Annotated in this window: 13 protein-coding genes and 1 pseudogene; 9 read left to right on the top strand and 5 right to left on the bottom strand. The window is 70.8% G+C overall.

The window, feature by feature from the left end; translation table 11 throughout:
* The first annotated feature begins 207 nt into the window (after window positions 1-207).
* The gene (locus ACNFOC_RS36170; RefSeq protein ID WP_416963262.1) at window positions 208-1,347 is read left to right on the top strand and encodes a glycosyltransferase family 4 protein; all 1,140 of its coding nucleotides are present in this window, start codon (window positions 208-210) and stop codon (window positions 1,345-1,347) included.
* Between the two features lie 10 nt (window positions 1,348-1,357).
* On the opposite strand, the gene ACNFOC_RS36165 is transcribed toward ACNFOC_RS36170, so the two are convergent.
* From ACNFOC_RS36165 to ACNFOC_RS36150, 4 genes are all read right to left on the bottom strand, one after another.
* Window positions 1,358-3,004: a PucR family transcriptional regulator gene (locus ACNFOC_RS36165; RefSeq protein ID WP_416963261.1), complete on the bottom strand. Its 1,647-nt coding sequence runs from the start codon at window positions 3,002-3,004 to the stop codon at window positions 1,358-1,360.
* A gap of 95 nt (window positions 3,005-3,099) precedes the next feature.
* Window positions 3,100-3,315, bottom strand: a complete 216-nt coding sequence (locus tag ACNFOC_RS36160; RefSeq protein ID WP_363096175.1) for a DUF6243 family protein — start codon at window positions 3,313-3,315, stop codon at window positions 3,100-3,102.
* 62 nt (window positions 3,316-3,377) lie between these two features.
* Window positions 3,378-3,995 carry a 3'-5' exonuclease gene (locus ACNFOC_RS36155; protein ID WP_416963260.1) on the bottom strand — a complete coding sequence of 206 codons (618 nt, stop codon included), beginning with the start codon at window positions 3,993-3,995 and terminating at the stop codon, window positions 3,378-3,380.
* Window positions 3,996-4,115: 120 nt separating this feature from the next.
* The gene (locus tag ACNFOC_RS36150; RefSeq protein ID WP_033286235.1) at window positions 4,116-5,918 is read right to left on the bottom strand and encodes a glycoside hydrolase family 15 protein; all 1,803 of its coding nucleotides are present in this window, start codon (window positions 5,916-5,918) and stop codon (window positions 4,116-4,118) included.
* Window positions 5,919-6,430: 512 nt separating this feature from the next.
* Between ACNFOC_RS36150 and pyrG the strand changes: the two genes are divergently transcribed.
* From pyrG to scpB, 8 genes are all read left to right on the top strand, one after another.
* On the top strand, window positions 6,431-8,098 hold the full coding sequence (gene pyrG / locus ACNFOC_RS36145) for a CTP synthase (protein ID WP_416963259.1): 1,668 nt from the start codon (window positions 6,431-6,433) through the stop codon (window positions 8,096-8,098).
* Between the two features lie 109 nt (window positions 8,099-8,207).
* Window positions 8,208-8,834 carry an NUDIX domain-containing protein gene (locus tag ACNFOC_RS36140; protein ID WP_416963258.1) on the top strand — a complete coding sequence of 209 codons (627 nt, stop codon included), beginning with the start codon at window positions 8,208-8,210 and terminating at the stop codon, window positions 8,832-8,834.
* Between the two features lie 169 nt (window positions 8,835-9,003).
* Window positions 9,004-11,079, top strand: a complete 2,076-nt coding sequence (locus tag ACNFOC_RS36135; RefSeq protein ID WP_416963257.1) for a tetratricopeptide repeat protein — start codon at window positions 9,004-9,006, stop codon at window positions 11,077-11,079.
* Window positions 11,080-11,221: 142 nt separating this feature from the next.
* A complete protein-coding gene (gene ald, locus ACNFOC_RS36130; protein ID WP_393043136.1) occupies window positions 11,222-12,337 on the top strand; it encodes an alanine dehydrogenase in 1,116 nt (371 codons plus the stop codon).
* Window positions 12,338-12,739: 402 nt separating this feature from the next.
* Window positions 12,740-13,876, top strand: coding sequence for a ParA family protein (locus ACNFOC_RS36125; RefSeq protein ID WP_390925060.1), 1,137 nt, complete (start codon window positions 12,740-12,742; stop codon window positions 13,874-13,876).
* Window positions 13,861-14,412, top strand: coding sequence for a hypothetical protein (locus ACNFOC_RS36120; protein WP_406128366.1), 552 nt, complete (start codon window positions 13,861-13,863; stop codon window positions 14,410-14,412). Before ACNFOC_RS36125 ends, ACNFOC_RS36120 begins: the two co-directional genes overlap by 16 nt.
* Window positions 14,413-14,430: 18 nt before the next feature.
* Window positions 14,431-15,477, top strand: coding sequence for a segregation and condensation protein A (locus tag ACNFOC_RS36115; protein ID WP_416963256.1), 1,047 nt, complete (start codon window positions 14,431-14,433; stop codon window positions 15,475-15,477).
* Window positions 15,474-16,130, top strand: a complete 657-nt coding sequence (gene scpB, locus ACNFOC_RS36110; RefSeq protein WP_327405114.1) for an SMC-Scp complex subunit ScpB — start codon at window positions 15,474-15,476, stop codon at window positions 16,128-16,130. Before ACNFOC_RS36115 ends, scpB begins: the two co-directional genes overlap by 4 nt.
* 75 nt (window positions 16,131-16,205) lie before the next feature.
* Here scpB and ACNFOC_RS36105 read toward each other — a convergent pair.
* Window positions 16,206-16,282: pseudogene (locus ACNFOC_RS36105) on the bottom strand (sugar phosphate nucleotidyltransferase); the annotation flags it as partial.

Genomic DNA, 16,282 nt, shown 5'->3' with positions numbered 1-16,282 from the left:
GACCCCGCCCCCTCACTCGTACGGGTGATCCCCGCGCCCCTGTTGCCCTTCCGCACAGCCCCCACACCTCCCGGCGTTGTCGGAACACCCGTACGTGCTGGCATCCTTGAGACGGAACGCGTAGGAACCGTGCGGTACACCCCCTCCGCCCGATCCTTCTGTACTTTCGTCGTGACCGCCCGTCGCCGAACCAGGAGCCCCGGCCACGTGACCCCCGTGAGCAGCCACTCACCGCACGGCCAGTCGCCGCTGCGCACCGTGCAGGTGCTCGGCGGAGGCAACGCCGCCAGCAGCGCGCATGTGCGCTCCCTGGCCTCCGGGCTCGTCGCGCGGGGCGTGCGGGTGACGGTGTGCGCCCCCGTCGAGGCCGATCACACCTACGACTTCACGGGCGCCGGCGCCGAACACGTGCACGTGCCGCGCAGCAGCGACCCCGCGTCCGTCGCCGCGCTGCGGGCGGCCTGCGCGGACGCCGACCTGGTGCACGCGCACGGGCTGCACGCCTCCTTCCGCGCCGTCCTCGCGCTCAGCGGCCGCCGCACCCCGCTCGTCGTGACGTGGCACAACCGCGCCCATGCCGAGGGAGCGCGGGCACACCTGCTGCGGCTGCTGGAGCGCCGGGTCGTGAAGGCCGCCGTCGTCGTCCTCGGGACGACGTCCGATCTGGTCGACCGGGCTCGCCGGACCGGCGCCCGGGACGCCCGCCTCGCCGCCGTCGCGCCGCCGGGGCCGCGCAGGACCGCCGTGGACCACGAAGACCCCGACCGGCTGAGCCCCAAGCTCCGGGCCGAACTCGGCGCCACCGACCGCCCGTTGCTCGTCGCCGTCGGCTCCCTCGACCGGCAGCGGGGCTACGACACGCTCCTGGACGCCTCGCGCGGCTGGTGCCGTCTCGATCCGACGCCGTTGCTCGTGATCGCGGGGGAGGGGCCGCTGCGGGGCGAGTTGCAGCGCCGGATCGAGGAAGAGGAGCTGCCGGTGCGGCTCATCGGGCGGCGCGACGATGTCGGCGAACTGCTCGCCGCCGCCGATCTCGCACTCCTGCCCAGCAGTTGGGAGTCCCGCTCGCTGATCGCCCAGGAGGCCCTGCACGCCCGCGTGCCGCTCGTCGCGACCGCCGTCGGCGGCATCCCCGAACTCGTCGGCGACGCCGCCGAACTCGTGCCCTACGGCGACGCGAAGGCCCTCGCCGACGCGGTCACCGGACTGCTGCGCGACCCCGGACGCCGGGAACTGCTGCGGGAGAAGGGCGCCCGGCAGGCGGCCACTTGGCCCACGGAGGACGAGACCGTCGCCCAAGTGCTGAGCGTCTACGACGAGTTGACCCAGCCCGTGCCGTTCACCTGAGAGCGGCGCCTCAGGGGACGAGCCTGCGGGCGCGCAGGGCCAGGCTCAACGCCAGTACCGTCTGCGGGTCTTCGAGGTCGGTGCCGAGCAACTCCCCGATGCGGGCGAGTCTGTTGTAGAGGGTCTGCCGGTTGAGGTGCAGCTCGCGGGCCGTCTCCGCCTTGCGGCCCGCGTGCGCCAAGTACGTCTCCAGGGTGGGCAGTAGGGGCGGCTTGGAGCGGTTGTCGTGGTCCCGGAGCGGACCGATCGCACGGTCCACGAAGGCCGCCAGGTCCGGGTGGTCGCGCAGCCGCCACAGCAGCAGCTCGATGTCCAGGCGCCGGGCGTCGTACCACGGGCGGTCGGACAGGCCCTGTGCCGCCGTTGCCGTCTCGGCAGCGTGCCGTAGACCCGCCGATGCCGCAGCCCAGCCGCCGGCCACCCCGACGACCACGATCGGGGGTTGCGCGCCCGGGCGTTGCATCCCGGCCCGCTCGACTCCCGCCCGCAGCGCCGCCGCCACCCGGTCCGCGACCGCCGACCGCTCCGACTCTGAGCGCAGGCCGAGGAGGAGCGGGACGCGGCCCTCGACCGGTCGCACGCCCAGCAGGACCGGGACGCCCACCGAGGCCAACTCCTCGGCGACCGCGCGGGCCAGGACCGCCCAGCCGCCGCCGGGTGCGGCCAGCGCGTCGCCCAGCCGCATCACCACGGGCAGCAGCGGGCTGGTGCCGGGCTTGAAGCCCAGCACGCGGGCCTGCGCCGGAGCGTCCTCGGCGGCGATGCGGCCCTCGGCGAGGTCGGTGAGGAAGTCGCCGCGTCCGCGTGCCGCCAGCTCCTCCTCCTGGCGGGCCTGCATCAGGACCACGGCGAGGATGCCGGCGGCCCGTTCGGCGGCGATGCGGTGCACGGGGGCGAGCGGCGCCCGTACCGGAAGCAGGACGATCCGCGCGCGGACCGAACCCGTACCGGGACCGCCCCCGGGCACGTCCACGATCACCGAACCGGCGGGCGGCGAGGCGTCCTTGTGCTGGCCGCGCAGCCCCTCCCACACCTGGAGCGGGTCGGCGCCCTCGGGGCCCGACCCCGCCGCGTAGAGGAGTTGGCCGTCCGGGGTCTCCAGGAAGACCGGGTTGCCGCTGAAGTCGGCCAGGATGCCCAGGACTTGGGGGATTCCACCGCCGCCGAGCAAGGCCTCCGTACAGCGGCGGTGGACCTCCTCGGCCTGCTGGAGCAGCGCGTAGTGGCCGTTGACGATCTCGGTGTGGATCTCCTCGGTGACCGCCACGAACGGCACCTCACGGTGCAGCTGGACGAGGGGGAGGCCGGTCGCCCGCGCCGTCTCGACGAGGGTGGCGGGGAGGCGGGTGAAGCGCGGGCCGAGTTCGACGACCAGGGCCGCGATGCCGCGCTCGGCCAGGGTACGGACGAAGGCCCGCTGCTCCGCGGGGCGCGTACCGAGGCCGTAGCCCGTGGTCAGGAGGAGTTCGCCGCCCTTGAGGAGGGAGGCGATGTTCGGGACCTCGCCCGCGTGCACCCAGCGGACGGTCCGTTGCAGCCGGTCGGCGCCCGCGAGGATCTCCGGCAGCCCGCTGCGCAGCCCGGGCAGCTCCAGCGCCCGCTGAACGGTGATGCCGGCGCCCTGGCTGTCGAATGTGCTGTCCGTACGGCTGTCCATGCAGCGGACGGTACCTGCGGGAACGCCCCGGGCACATCTCGGGCCCGGGGCGTGTGCTCGGCGGCGGTGTCCGTTTTTTCCGCCGCGGAGGTGTGTCAGCTCTGTGCGGTGTCGTCGCCCGCCTGCTCGGCGCCCTCGGCCGCGCGTGCCTTCTCGCGCATCTTGCGCACCAGCTCCGCCTTCTGGTCGGCCGCGCCCTGGCGGTCGAGGTTGCGGTGCGGACCGTGGTTCTGGCGTTCGGCGCGGGACTGCTTCTTGCGCTGGCCGCCGCCCATGCCCACGGGGTTGTTGATGTTCTTGCTCACGGTCACGGGTTCTCCCGGTAGTGATGTGGAGTGATCTACGGATTCATCGGAAGAACACGGCGAAGACGTTACCCGGTCCCGTCGGTCCCGCGGACCAACTTCTTCGCCGCCGCGGGCGTTGGGTCCGGCCAGGCGCCCCGCTCGGACAGGTGGAGAACGAGTGCGGCGATGTTCCAGGCATCGTCCTCGCCGCGGTGGTGACGGCCTTCGAGCCGCTGTCCGGCGATCTCCAGGGCCTGCGCCATGCCAGGGCGTTTGCGCAGGCCGTACGACGCGGTGAAGGCCGCTTTGGCGTTGGTGTGGTGCCGGCCGAAGGGATAGGGAGTCCGGGTGTTCCGGCACTGACGGGTGAACTGGTTGCGGTCGTAGTCGCCCCAACTGGTCCACGGGCGGGACCCGGCGTGATGTTCGGCCGCCAGCAGCCGGCACGCCTCGGCGAAGCCGACCCCTCCGTCCACCTCGTGCTGCGTGAGGCCGGTCAGCTCCGTGCAGAACTCGCTGACCGTGGACCGGGCAGGACGCACCAGGATCCGGTGCCGGGCGAGGCGCTCCGCGGTGGCCAGGTCGACGACGGTCAGTCCGATCTCGATGATCTCGCTGATCGCGCCCGGCGGCCGGTCGCCGGCCCAGCAGGTGGCTTCGACATCCACGACGTTCAGGAGCCGCCCGGCTCCGGTGCTGTCCACGCTGGGAAGCGTAGGGACGAGTGGCGGCCGGGGCACCCGGATTTTCCTGCTGGGGTGCGGATACGGCGGTGCCGCCGTCCCCGGGCTCGTCTCGGGCCCGGGGCGTGCGCTCGGCGACCGTCAGCCGCCGTAGGCCCCCGAAGCCGTCAGGCGTAGTGCCGTGTCGATCAGGGGGACGTGGCTGAAGGCCTGTGGGAAGTTGCCGACCTGGCGTTGCAGGCGCGGGTCCCACTCCTCGGCGAGGAGGCCCAGGTCGTTGCGGAGCGACAGGAGCTTCTCGAAGAGCTTGCGGGCCTCGTCCACGCGGCCGATCATCGCGAGGTCGTCCGCCATCCAGAACGAACAGGCCAGGAACGCGCCCTCGTCGCCGGGGAGGCCGTCGACGCCCTCGTCCGTGCCCGAGGTGGGGTAGCGGAGGATGAAGCCGTCCGGGGTGGACAGCTCGCGCTGGATCGCCTCGATCGTGCCGATCACGCGCTTGTCGTCCGGGGGCAGGAAGCCCATCTGTGGGATGAGGAGCAGCGAGGCGTCCAGCTCCTTCGAGCCGTACGACTGGGTGAAGGTGTTGCGCTCCTTGTCGTAGCCGCGCTCGCACACGTCCCGGTGGATGTCGTCGCGCAGCTCGCGCCACTTCTCCAGCGGGCCGTCCGCGTCGCCCGACTCGATCAGCTTGATCGTGCGGTCGACCGCGACCCAGGCCATCACCTTGGAGTGCACGAAGTGGCGGCGCGGGCCGCGCACCTCCCAGATGCCCTCGTCGGGCTCGTCCCAGTGCTTCTCCAGGTAGCGGATCAGCTTCAGCTGGAGGAGGGAGGCGTAGTCGTTGCGGGCCAGGCCCGTCATGTGGGCCAGGTGCAGGGCCTCGGTGACCTCGCCGTAGACGTCCAGCTGGAGCTGGTGTGCGGCGCCGTTGCCCACCCGGACCGGGCCCGAGTTCTCGTAGCCCGGCAGCCAGTCCAGCTCCGCCTCGCCGAGCTCGCGCTCGCCGGCGATGCCGTACATGATCTGGAGGTTCTCGGGGTCGCCGGCGACGGCCCGCAGGAGCCACTCGCGCCAGGCGCGGGCCTCCTCGCGGTAGCCGGTGCGCAGGAGCGAGGAGAGGGTGATGGCCGCGTCGCGGAGCCAGGTGTAGCGGTAGTCCCAGTTGCGGACGCCGCCGATCTCCTCCGGGAGGGAGGTGGTGGGCGCGGCGACGATGCCGCCCGTCGGGGCGTACGTGAGGGCCTTCAGCGTGATCAGGGAGCGGACCACCGCCTCGCGGTACGGGCCGTGGTACGTGCACTGGTCGACCCAGTCGCGCCAGAAGTCCTCCGTGGCCTCCAGCGACTGCTCCGGCTCGGGGAGCGGCGGCGGCTGCTTGTGCGACGGCTCCCACGAGATCGTGAACGCGATCCGGTCACCCGGAGCGACCGTGAAGTCCGCGTACGTCGTGAGCTGCTTGCCGTAGGTCTCCGCCGATGTGTCGAACCACACGGAGTCGGGGCCCGCGACGGCGACCGTGCGGCCCTCGTGCTTGTGCACCCAGGGGACGACCCGGCCGTAGGAGAAACGCATCCGGAGGGCCGAGCGCATCGGGACGCGGCCGGAGATGCCCTCCACGATGCGGATCAGCTGGGGGGCGCCGTCGCGAGGGGGCATGAAATCGGTCACGCGGACCGTGCCTCGCGGGGTGTCCCACTCGGACTCCAGGATCAGCGAGTCGCCGCGGTAGCCGCGCCGGGCCGCGGTGGGCGGCGGCGCGTCGGCGGCGTGGGCCGGGCCCAGCCGCCAGAAGCCGTGTTCCTCGGTACCCAGCAGACCGGCGAAGATGGCATGGGAGTCGAATCGGGGCAGGCAGAGCCAGTCCACCGTGCCGTCCCGGCAGACCAGGGCAGCGGTCTGCATGTCTCCGATGAGTGCGTAATCTTCGATGCGCCCGGCCACGTGCAACTCCAGTCGAACGGCCACGTCGCCCCATGGAAAAGGGGCGGTCGCTGTGTGCGGTCAAGGGATCGTTTGTAGTGCGTCGTTGAGTCATGAAGCAAATGAGGGTCGTTGCTCAACGAACTGACGAGCTCTCGTTGTTCCGGGTGATACGGGCGGGGGTGGTGCCGTGTTCCGGACCGGCTCGGCAGCGAGTGTCCGAGCAGGATACGACGCACGTAGATGATCTGTGTGCCGCTCTCGCCAACGGACCTGGGCCGAACGGGTGAGCACCCGGTGAGAAGCAGGTAACCAGGGCGCGTCTGTGTCGACGTGGACCGCGTGTGTGTCGAGGTGGGCGCGGAGCGTGGCCGGAAGCCATCTCCTCCGGGCGCTGATACCCTGGTAGCCCGTGGACCGGTGGGCAAGAAACCCCCGAACCGCAGCGACGGCGCCTCCAGAAAAACCCGGGATCTCCGGGCGGGCAGCCGCACCGCACCCCAGACCGCGACCACGGGAGCCCCCTCTTGGCCATGCCGCCCGCTGCTTTCCGAAACAGCAGCACTACGACGACCAAGCACATCTTCGTCACCGGGGGTGTCGCCTCCTCACTCGGCAAGGGCCTCACCGCCTCCAGCCTCGGCATGCTCCTCAAGGCGCGGGGCCTGCGCGTCGTGATGCAGAAGCTCGACCCGTACCTGAACGTCGACCCCGGCACGATGAACCCCTTCCAGCACGGTGAGGTGTTCGTCACCAACGACGGCGCCGAGACCGACCTCGACATCGGCCACTACGAGCGTTTCCTGGACCGCGACCTGGACGGCAGCGCCAATGTCACCACCGGCCAGGTCTACTCGACGGTGATCGCCAAGGAGCGGCGCGGCGAGTACCTGGGCGACACCGTGCAGGTCATCCCGCACATCACCAACGAGATCAAGCACCGCATCCGGCGCATGGCGACCGACGAGGTCGACGTCGTCATCACCGAGGTCGGCGGCACGGTCGGCGACATCGAGTCGCTGCCCTTCCTGGAGACGGTCCGCCAGGTCCGCCACGAGGTCGGCCGGGACAACGTGTTCGTGGTGCACATCTCCCTCCTGCCCTACATCGGCCCCTCGGGCGAGTTGAAGACCAAGCCGACCCAGCACTCGGTCGCGGCCCTGCGCAACATCGGCATCCAGCCCGACGCCATCGTGCTGCGCTCCGACCGCGAGGTACCGACCGCGATCAAGCGCAAGATCTCGCTGATGTGCGACGTCGACGAGGCCGCCGTGGTGGCCTGCCCCGACGCCCGCTCGATCTACGACATCCCCAAGACCGTGCACAGCGAGGGCCTGGACGCCTATGTCGTCCGCAAGCTGGACCTCCCGTTCCGCGACGTGGACTGGACGACCTGGGACGACCTGCTCGACCGGGTCCACAACCCGCTGCACGAGATCAACCTCGCGCTGGTCGGCAAGTACATCGACCTGCCCGACGCCTACCTCTCGGTCACCGAGGCGCTGCGCGCCGGCGGGTTCGCCAACAAGGCCCGCGTGAAGATCAAGTGGGTCACCTCGGACGACTGCAAGACCCCGGCGGGCGCCGCCAAGCAGCTCGGTGACGTGGACGCGATCTGCATCCCCGGCGGCTTCGGCGACCGCGGTGTGTCCGGCAAGGTCGGCGCCATCCAGTACGCCCGCGAGCACAAGATCCCGCTGCTCGGCCTGTGCCTGGGTCTCCAGTGCATCGTGATCGAGGCCGCGCGCAACCTCGCCGGCATCGCGGACGCCAACTCCACCGAGTTCGACCCGGCCACCGGCCACCCGGTCATCTCCACCATGGCCGAGCAGCTCGACATCGTCGCCGGCGAGGGCGACATGGGCGGCACCATGCGCCTGGGCATGTACCCGGCCAAGCTCGCCGAGGGCTCCATCGTGCGCGAGGTGTACGACGGCAAGGAGTACGTCGAGGAGCGCCACCGGCACCGCTACGAGGTCAACAACGCCTACCGTGCCGAGCTGGAGAAGAAGGCCGGGCTCCAGTTCTCCGGCACGTCCCCGGACGGCAAGCTCGTGGAGTACGTCGAGTACCCGCGCGAGGCGCACCCCTACCTCGTCGCGACCCAGGCCCACCCCGAGCTGCGCTCCCGCCCGACCCGGCCGCACCCGCTCTTCGCGGGCCTGGTCAAGGCGGCCGTGGCACGCAAGACGGGCAAGTAGTACGAGGGTTGTACGGTGACCGGGGTGCGCGCCTTCACAAGGTGTGCGCCCCGGTTTCTTTATGCGGTTTTCTTCATGCAGTGCAGGCACAGGCGCGGGAGGACAGGGCATGACCATCAAGGACACCCCGGAGGAGTGGGAGATCCGGGCGACCGTGACCCCCTTCGTGGGCAACAAGACCTCCGTGCGCACCGACGACGTGGTCATGCCCGACGGCACGGTCGTGCACCGCGATTACCAGGTCCACCCCGGCTCCGTGGCGATCCTCGCCCTCGACGAGGAGGACCGGGTCCTGGTCATCAAGCAGTACCGCCACCCCGTACGGCAGAAGCTGTGGGAGATCCCGGCCGGACTGCTCGACATCCCCGGGGAGAACCCGCTGCACGCGGCCCAGCGCGAGCTGTACGAGGAGGCGCACGTCAAGGCCGAGGACTGGCGGGTGCTGACCGACGTCTACACCACGCCCGGCGGCTGCGACGAGGCCATCCGCATCTTCCTGGCCCGGAACCTGTCCGAGGCCGAGGGACAGCGCTTCGAGGTCGAGGACGAGGAGGCCGACATGGAGCACGCGCGTGTGCCCCTCGACGACCTGGTCCGCGGGGTCCTCGCCGGCGAACTGCACAACAACTGCCTCGCCGTCGGCGTCCTCGCCCTGGTCGCCGCCCGGCACGGCGACGGCGTCGACGCGCTGCGCCCCGCCGACGCGCCGTGGCCCGCGCGCCCCTTCGAGTCCTGAACCCAGCCCCTTTGTCACCGATCCCCGGTGTGACGATCGGCTGATCCGATCGGGGGATGTGCCCGCCGCGCTCCGCACGGTTCGTCGCAGAGCGTGAACTAGGCTCTGGAATCACCCGATCCGGAGTCCCGGCGGGCTATGCGCGTGCAGTGGGACGGGAGTGTGGCCCGTGACGGATCAGGCGGTGGACACCGGCGGCGTGAGGCTGTCCGAGGACACTTCTCCCGAGGGTCAATTCCTGGGCCGCGCAAGAGAGTTGAAGGAGCTGCGCGCCGACATCGAGCGCGCGGGTCTGGACACCATCGCGGGCCGCAAGGCCCCCCGCGCGCGCGTCCTCCTCATCGCGGGCAAGCCCGGCTCCGGCCGCAGCGCGCTGGCCGAGGAACTCGTCCGACAGGTCGCTGACCGTTACGACGCCGGTGTGTTCCGCGTGCGGCTGAGCGAGCCCGACGGCACCCCCGTCCCCACCGAGCGCACCGCTCGCGAACTCCTCACCGCCCTCGAACTGCCGACCCCGGCCGGCGCCTCCGAGGACGACCTCTCGGACACCCTGCGCGAAGCCCTCACCGACCGGCGGGCGCTGCTCCTGCTCGACGACGCGGCCGACGCCGAGCAGGTCGACGCACTGCTCCCGGACTCCCCGGACTGCCTCGTCGTCGCCGTCTCCGGCGGCCCGCTCACCGGCATCGCGGACGTCCGCCCCTGCACCCTGGGCGGCCTCGACACCAAATCCGCGCTGGAACTGCTCACCCGCTACACCGGCGCGGTCCGCATCACCGTCGACCCGGTCGCCGCCGAGGGCCTCGTCGAGGTGTGCCGGGCCCAGCCCGCCGCGCTGACCCTGGCCGGCGGCTGGCTCGCCGCCCGGCCCCAGGCGGCCGTCGCCAACCTCGCCAAGCACCTGCACGCCGAGAGCGACGAGGGCACGCCCCTGAGCCGCGTCTTCCGGCTCGTCTACGGCTCGCTGCCCAGCCCCGCCGCCCGGATACTGCGACTGCTCTCCCTCGCCCCGGCCGGCCTGGTCGACCCGCAGACCGCCTCCGCGCTCGCCGGCTGCTCCGTCAACGGCGCCCGCGCCACCCTGGACGACTTCGTCGCCGCCGGCCTGCTGCGGGCCCTTGACTCCCCGCTCCCGCAGTACGAGGTCCCCGGCTGCCTCCAGCCCCTCCTGCACGCCCTCGCCGAGACCCAGGACCGCCCGGCCGAACTCCAGCTGGCCCGCGCCCGCATGCTGGAGCGCACCGTACGGCTGCTCCAGTCCTGCCGGGCCATCACCGAGACCGACAGCCCCCAGGCCCGGGAGAAACTCCTCGGCATGCCCAGCGCGCTGCGCTTCCCGAACCCCCGGGCCGCCGCCGACTGGCTGCGCGTCCGCCAGCCCGCCCTGCTGGCCTCCGCCCGCCTCGCGGTCGCCGACGGCGAACTCGACACGCTGGCCCGCCGGTTGATGTCCCAGCTCGTGCGGGCGATGGTCGCCCACTTCGGCACCCAGGCCGCCGCCCCCGAGCTCTACGGCATCCACCGCCTCGTCCTCGACGTGGCCGAGCGGCGCGATCTGCCCCGCGAGAAGGCCGCCGCGCTGCTCAACCTCGCCGATCTGGACGCGCAGACCGGCCGGACGACCGAGGCGCTCGCCCGCTACCGGGCCGCGCTGGACGCCGGACGTGAAGCGAACGACCCGTATGCGACCGGCCGCGCGATGGAATCCGTAGGCGGCGCGCACCAGGAGCTCGGGGACCACGACCGGGCCACCGACTGGTTCGGCCGCGCGCTGGCCCAGCGGCAGGCCCGGGACGAGCGTGTGGACGCGGCCCGGCTCTACGGCCGGATCGGCGCCGCGCACACGTACGCGGGCCGGTACGGCGAGGCGCTCAGGAACTGGCGGGCCGCCGTCGCCGGGCACCGCAAGAACGGTGATGTGGCCGCCCAGGCACGGGCGTTGAGCGAACTGGCCCGGGTCCAGGAGTACGCGGGCCGCCCCGAGGAGTCGCTGCTGACGTGTCACGAGGCCGTCGAGTGGGCGCGCCGCGCGGAGGACGTACGACTCCAGGCGGCGTTGCAGCTGCGGCTTGCCGACACCCTCGACCGGCTCGGCGATCCGGCGTCCGCCGCGCTGCACCGCGGGACGGCCGAGCGGATGCTGGGCGAGGAGCTGGAGGAGCTCCTGGAGGGCGATTCCGCCCCCGAACCCTTGGAACAAGACGCTAACGCCTGCGAAATCCGTAGTACATCCGCAGAAGATTGATGCATTGAAAGGCTAGACACCGAGAACGCCTTCATTAAACTGGCTCTGCCGCACCTTCTCCTGCGGTCTCCCGGTGCGCTCACGCATGTCCGGGTATGAGATGTATTGCCCCACACCCTCTGAGCCAAGGACCGTGATCGACGTGAAGGTCGGCATCCCCCGCGAGGTCAAGAACAACGAGTTCCGGGTGGCCATCACCCCCGCCGGCGTGCACGAGCTGGTGCGCCACGGCCACCAGGTGTTCATCGAGCAGAACGCCGGCGTCGGCTCCTCGATCACGGACGACGAGTACGTCTCCGCGGGCGCGCGGATCCTCGCCACCGCGGACGAGGTCTGGGCCACCACCGACCTGCTGCTCAAGGTCAAGGAGCCCATCGCCGAGGAGTACCACCGCCTCCGCAAGGACCAGACGCTCTTCACCTACCTGCACCTGGCCGCCTCCAAGGAGTGCACCGACGCGCTCGTCGAGTCCGGCACCACGGCGATCGCCTACGAGACCGTCGAACTGCCCGGCCGCGCCCTGCCGTTGCTCGCCCCGATGTCCGAGGTCGCGGGCCGGCTGGCCCCGCAGGTCGGCGCGTACCACCTGATGCGCTCGGTCGGCGGCCGCGGTGTCCTCCCCGGCGGTGTCCCCGGTACCCAGCCCGCGCGGGCCGTCGTCATCGGCGGCGGTGTCTCCGGCTGGAACGCCACGCAGATCGCCGTCGGCATGGGCTTCCACGTCACGCTGCTCGACCGCGACATCAACAAGCTCCGCGAGGCCGACAAGGTCTTCGGCACCAAGGTCCGGGCGATCATGTCCAACTCCTTCGAGCTGGAGAAGGCCGTCCTGGACGCCGACCTCGTCATCGGCGCGGTGCTCATCCCGGGCGCGAAGGCACCGAAACTGGTCACCAACGAACTCGTGTCGCGCATGAAGCCCGGAAGTGTTCTTGTCGACATCGCGATCGACCAGGGCGGCTGCTTCGAGGACTCGCGTCCGACGACCCACGCCGAGCCGACCTTCCCGGTCCACAACTCGGTCTTCTACTGCGTCGCCAACATGCCCGGCGCGGTGCCGAACACGTCGACCTACGCGCTCACCAACGCGACGCTCCCGTACATCGTGGAGCTCGCGAACCGCGGCTGGGCCGACGCGCTGCGACGTGATCCTGCTCTCGCCAAGGGTCTCAACACCCATGACGGCAAGGTGATTTACCGCGAGGTCGCCGAGGCGCACGGACTGGAGCACGTCGAGCTGGAATCGCTGCTCGGCTGACTCTGTCGACTAAGTCACCGTTCGGCAAAAGGCGATACGTCAACACAGGTCGTCAACACCGCACGCCCGGCCGGACCTTGCTCGACAGGTCCGGCCGGAAGTGTGTGTATGGTCACTTTGCGGCACTCGGTCAACTCGCCCCGAACGTAACCCTTGAACCGATTCGTGCACCGGTGGAACCTGCCGTGCGACTGCCGTACGCCCTTGACAGAGGGATGTTTCATTGCCGACACATCGGGCCGGGTCCGGCGGATTGTGTTGCTGCGAACACCCGACACGCCATAGAGTCGCCGAACGTCGGCATGGTGCCACGCTGACCTATCGAGAAATTCCCTGGTCACCAAGGAGGTAAGACGACTTGTGAATGAGTCGACATTTTCTCCCGGGGGTGGTCAACCAGGAATGCCTGCAAAGGGCCAGGAGCCCGCGGGGTTCGAGGCTGTCGGCTCCGTCGCGGTGCGTACCTTCGCAGCCCACCAGGGTCACCACAAGCCAGGGGTGACTCAGCCAGCACACCAGAGCATGGATGGCCATCACGTGAACGCCATGGCCGGCGACGGAAGGGGCGCGCCCCGCAACCATTTCGCCGACTACGACGAACTGCCCGACGGGCACTTCTACGACCCCGACGCCGAGTACGAGCCCGATCCCGAGTACGCGGCCACACTCGCGCCCGACGCTGCCCGTCAGCGCCGTGAGCGCGTGGGCCCGACCGGACGCCCGCTGCCCTACTTCCCGATCCCGGGTCCGCTGACCAGTCACGGCCCCGCGACGATCATCGCGATGTGCAACCAGAAGGGCGGCGTAGGCAAGACGACGTCGACCATCAACCTGGGTGCCGCGCTCGCGGAGTACGGCCGGCGTGTACTGCTCGTCGACTTCGACCCGCAGGGCGCGCTGTCGGTCGGACTGGGCGTCAATCCCATGGAGTTGGACCTCACCGTCTACAACCTGCTCATGGAGCGGGGCATGTCGGCCGACGAGGTGCTCCTCAAGACAGCGGTCCCGAACATGGACTTGCTGCCCAGCAACATCGACTTGTCGGCCGCCGAAGTGCAGTTGGTGAGCGAGGTCGCGCGCGAGTCCACCCTGCAGCGGGCGTTGAAGCCGCTGATGGCCGACTACGACTACATCGTGATCGACTGTCAGCCCTCCCTCGGCCTGCTCACCGTGAACGCCTTGACGGCGGCTCACAAGGTGATCGTGCCGCTGGAGTGCGAGTTCTTCGCGCTGCGTGGAGTCGCGCTGCTGACGGAGACCATCGAGAAGGTCCAGGAGCGCCTCAACCCCGAGTTGGAGCTCGACGGGATCCTCGCCACGATGTACGACTCCCGCACCGTGCACAGCCGTGAGGTGCTCGCGCGCGTGGTCGAGGCGTTCGACGATCACGTCTACCACACGGTCATCGGGCGCACGGTGCGCTTCCCGGAGACCACGGTCGCCGGTGAGCCGATCACCACGTACGCCTCCAACTCCGTCGGTGCCGCCGCCTATCGCCAGCTCGCCAGGGAGGTGCTCGCCCGGTGTCACGCCGAGTGAGTCTGCCGGGGGCCGACGAACTGTTCCGTACGACAGGGGGGATGGCGCTCCAGTCGTCCACCCCCAGGAGCCGGGCCAACGGCGAGGCCCGGGTGCCGGCTCCGGCGGGGGAGAGCGACGGTGCCGCCGCCGGGGAGGACGCCCCGCAGTCCGTACCCGCCCAGGGCGGTGACGGCGAGGGCGCCGAACACGTGGCCGCGGACTCGGACGGCGGCGAGTCCCGCAGCCGGTCGGCGGACGGCTCCGGACGACGTCAGGAGGCGCAGGAAGGTTCTGCCCAGCCTCGGAAGCAGCGACAGCGGGCGCAGGCCAACCGTCGCCCCAGCGGGCGGGAGCGGCACGACGAGAAGATCACCGTGTACGTCTCCGCCGAGGAGCTCATCGACCTGGAGCACGCGCGCCTCATGCTCCGGGGCGAGCACGGCCTCGCGGTCGACCGCGGCCGGATCGTGCGCGAGGCGGTCGCCGTCGTCCTGGCCGATCTGGAGTCCCGCGGGGACGCGAGCATTCTCGTCCGCCGGCTTCGCGGGCGGTAGCGGTAGCCTGCGGAGGCCATGACCTCGAACGACGCTCCCGCATCCGGCGCACCTGCCGGCCGTCGGCGTGCGCTGGGGAAGGGGCCGGGTGCGGCTCCCGAACCCGAGACGCAGGTCGTCGTGGCGGAGCCGGAGCCCGAGGCCGTTGTAGCGGAGCCGGAGCCCGAGCTCGTCGTAACGGAGTCGGTGCCCGAAGCCGTCGTAGAAGAGCCCGTGGCGGCGGCTGTCGAGGAAGCCGAAGAAGCCGATGACGGGGTTTTCAAGGTTCGGCTCGCCAATTTCGAGGGGCCCTTCGATCTCCTCCTCCAGCTGATCTCGAAGCACAAGCTCGATGTGACCGAGGTGGCGCTGTCCAAGGTCACCGACGAGTTCATGGTGTACATCAGGGCGATGGGGCCCGACTGGGACCTGGACCAGACGACCGAGTTCCTCGTCGTCGCGGCGACCCTGCTCGATCTGAAGGCGGCTCGGCTGCTGCCCGCCGCCGAGGTCGAGGACGAGGCCGACCTGGCGCTGCTGGAGGCCCGGGACCTGTTGTTCGCGCGGCTGTTGCAGTACCGCGCGTACAAGCAGATCGCCGACATCTTCAACCGGCGTCTCGACGAAGAAGCCCGGCGCTACCCCCGTACCGTCGGGCTCGAACCGCACCACGCCGAACTGCTGCCCGAGGTCGTCATCCGGATCGGGCCCGAGGGCTTCGCCAGGCTCGCCGTGAAGGCGATGCAGCCCAGGCCCAAGCCGCAGGTGTACGTCGACCACATCCACGCGCCGCTCGTCAGTGTGCAGGAGCAGGCCGGGATCGTGGTGGCCCGGCTGCGGGAGCTCGGCGAGGCCAGCTTCAGCGTGCTCGTCGAGGACACCGACGACACCCTGACCGTCGTAGCGAGGTTCCTGGCCCTGCTGGAGCTCTACCGGGAGAAAGCCGTCGCGCTGGACCAGGAGACCGCGCTCGGGGATCTGATCGTGCGGTGGACCGGTGGGGAGGGGGAAGGCGAGCCCGTGGTGACGGACGAGTTCGACCGGCCGCCCGAGCCGCCCAAGGAGACCAAGGAGGAGTCGGCGTGAGCGAGGAGACCACGGGCGTACCGGCGAGCCCGTCCGCCGTCGCGGATCTCGCCCTCAAGCCCGCCCTGGAGGCCGTCCTGATGGTCGTGGACGAGCCCGCGACCGTGGAACACCTCGCGAAAATACTCCAGCGGCCCAAACGGCGGATCGCGGACGCGTTGCGCGAGCTGGCCGACGAGTACACCGTCCAGGGGCGTGGTTTCGAGCTGCGGCTGATCGCCGGCGGGTGGCGTTTCTACTCGCGGCCCGAGTACGCGCCGGCCGTCGAGGGGTTCGTCCTGGACGGGCAGCAGGCCCGGCTCACGCAGGCGGCGCTGGAGACCCTGGCGGTCGTCGCGTACCGCCAGCCGGTCAGCCGCAGCAGGGTCTCGATGGTCCGCGGAGTCAACTGCGACGGTGTGATGCGCACCCTCTTGCAGCGGGGTCTGGTCGAGGAGGCGGGCACGGAACCCGAAACAGGTGCGATCCTGTACGTGACGACGAACTACTTTCTGGAGCGGATGGGCCTGCGCGGCCTGGACGAGCTCCCGGAGCTCGCGCCCTTCCTCCCTGAGGCTGAGGCGATCGAGGCGGAGACGCTGGAAGGGGTCCCGTCGTTCGATCCGGATGCACCGGATGCAGATGCAGACGAAACGACGACGACGGAACTTTGATGCGAAGCAGTGGCAGTGGCAGCAGTGGTGGCGGCGGTAGGAGCGGCGGGCGCGGCAACCCCCGCGGGACCGGCGGGCCTGCGCCTTCACATAGCTCTCGTGGGTACCGACATCTTCCCAGTAGCCCTCGGCGATAAAGCCGTAGACCGGCT

The sequence above is a fragment of the Streptomyces colwelliae genome (genome assembly GCF_048158785.1).
Taxonomy (GTDB): Bacteria; Actinomycetota; Actinomycetes; order Streptomycetales; family Streptomycetaceae; genus Streptomyces.
This window is presented reverse-complemented; position numbering and strand designations above follow the sequence as displayed.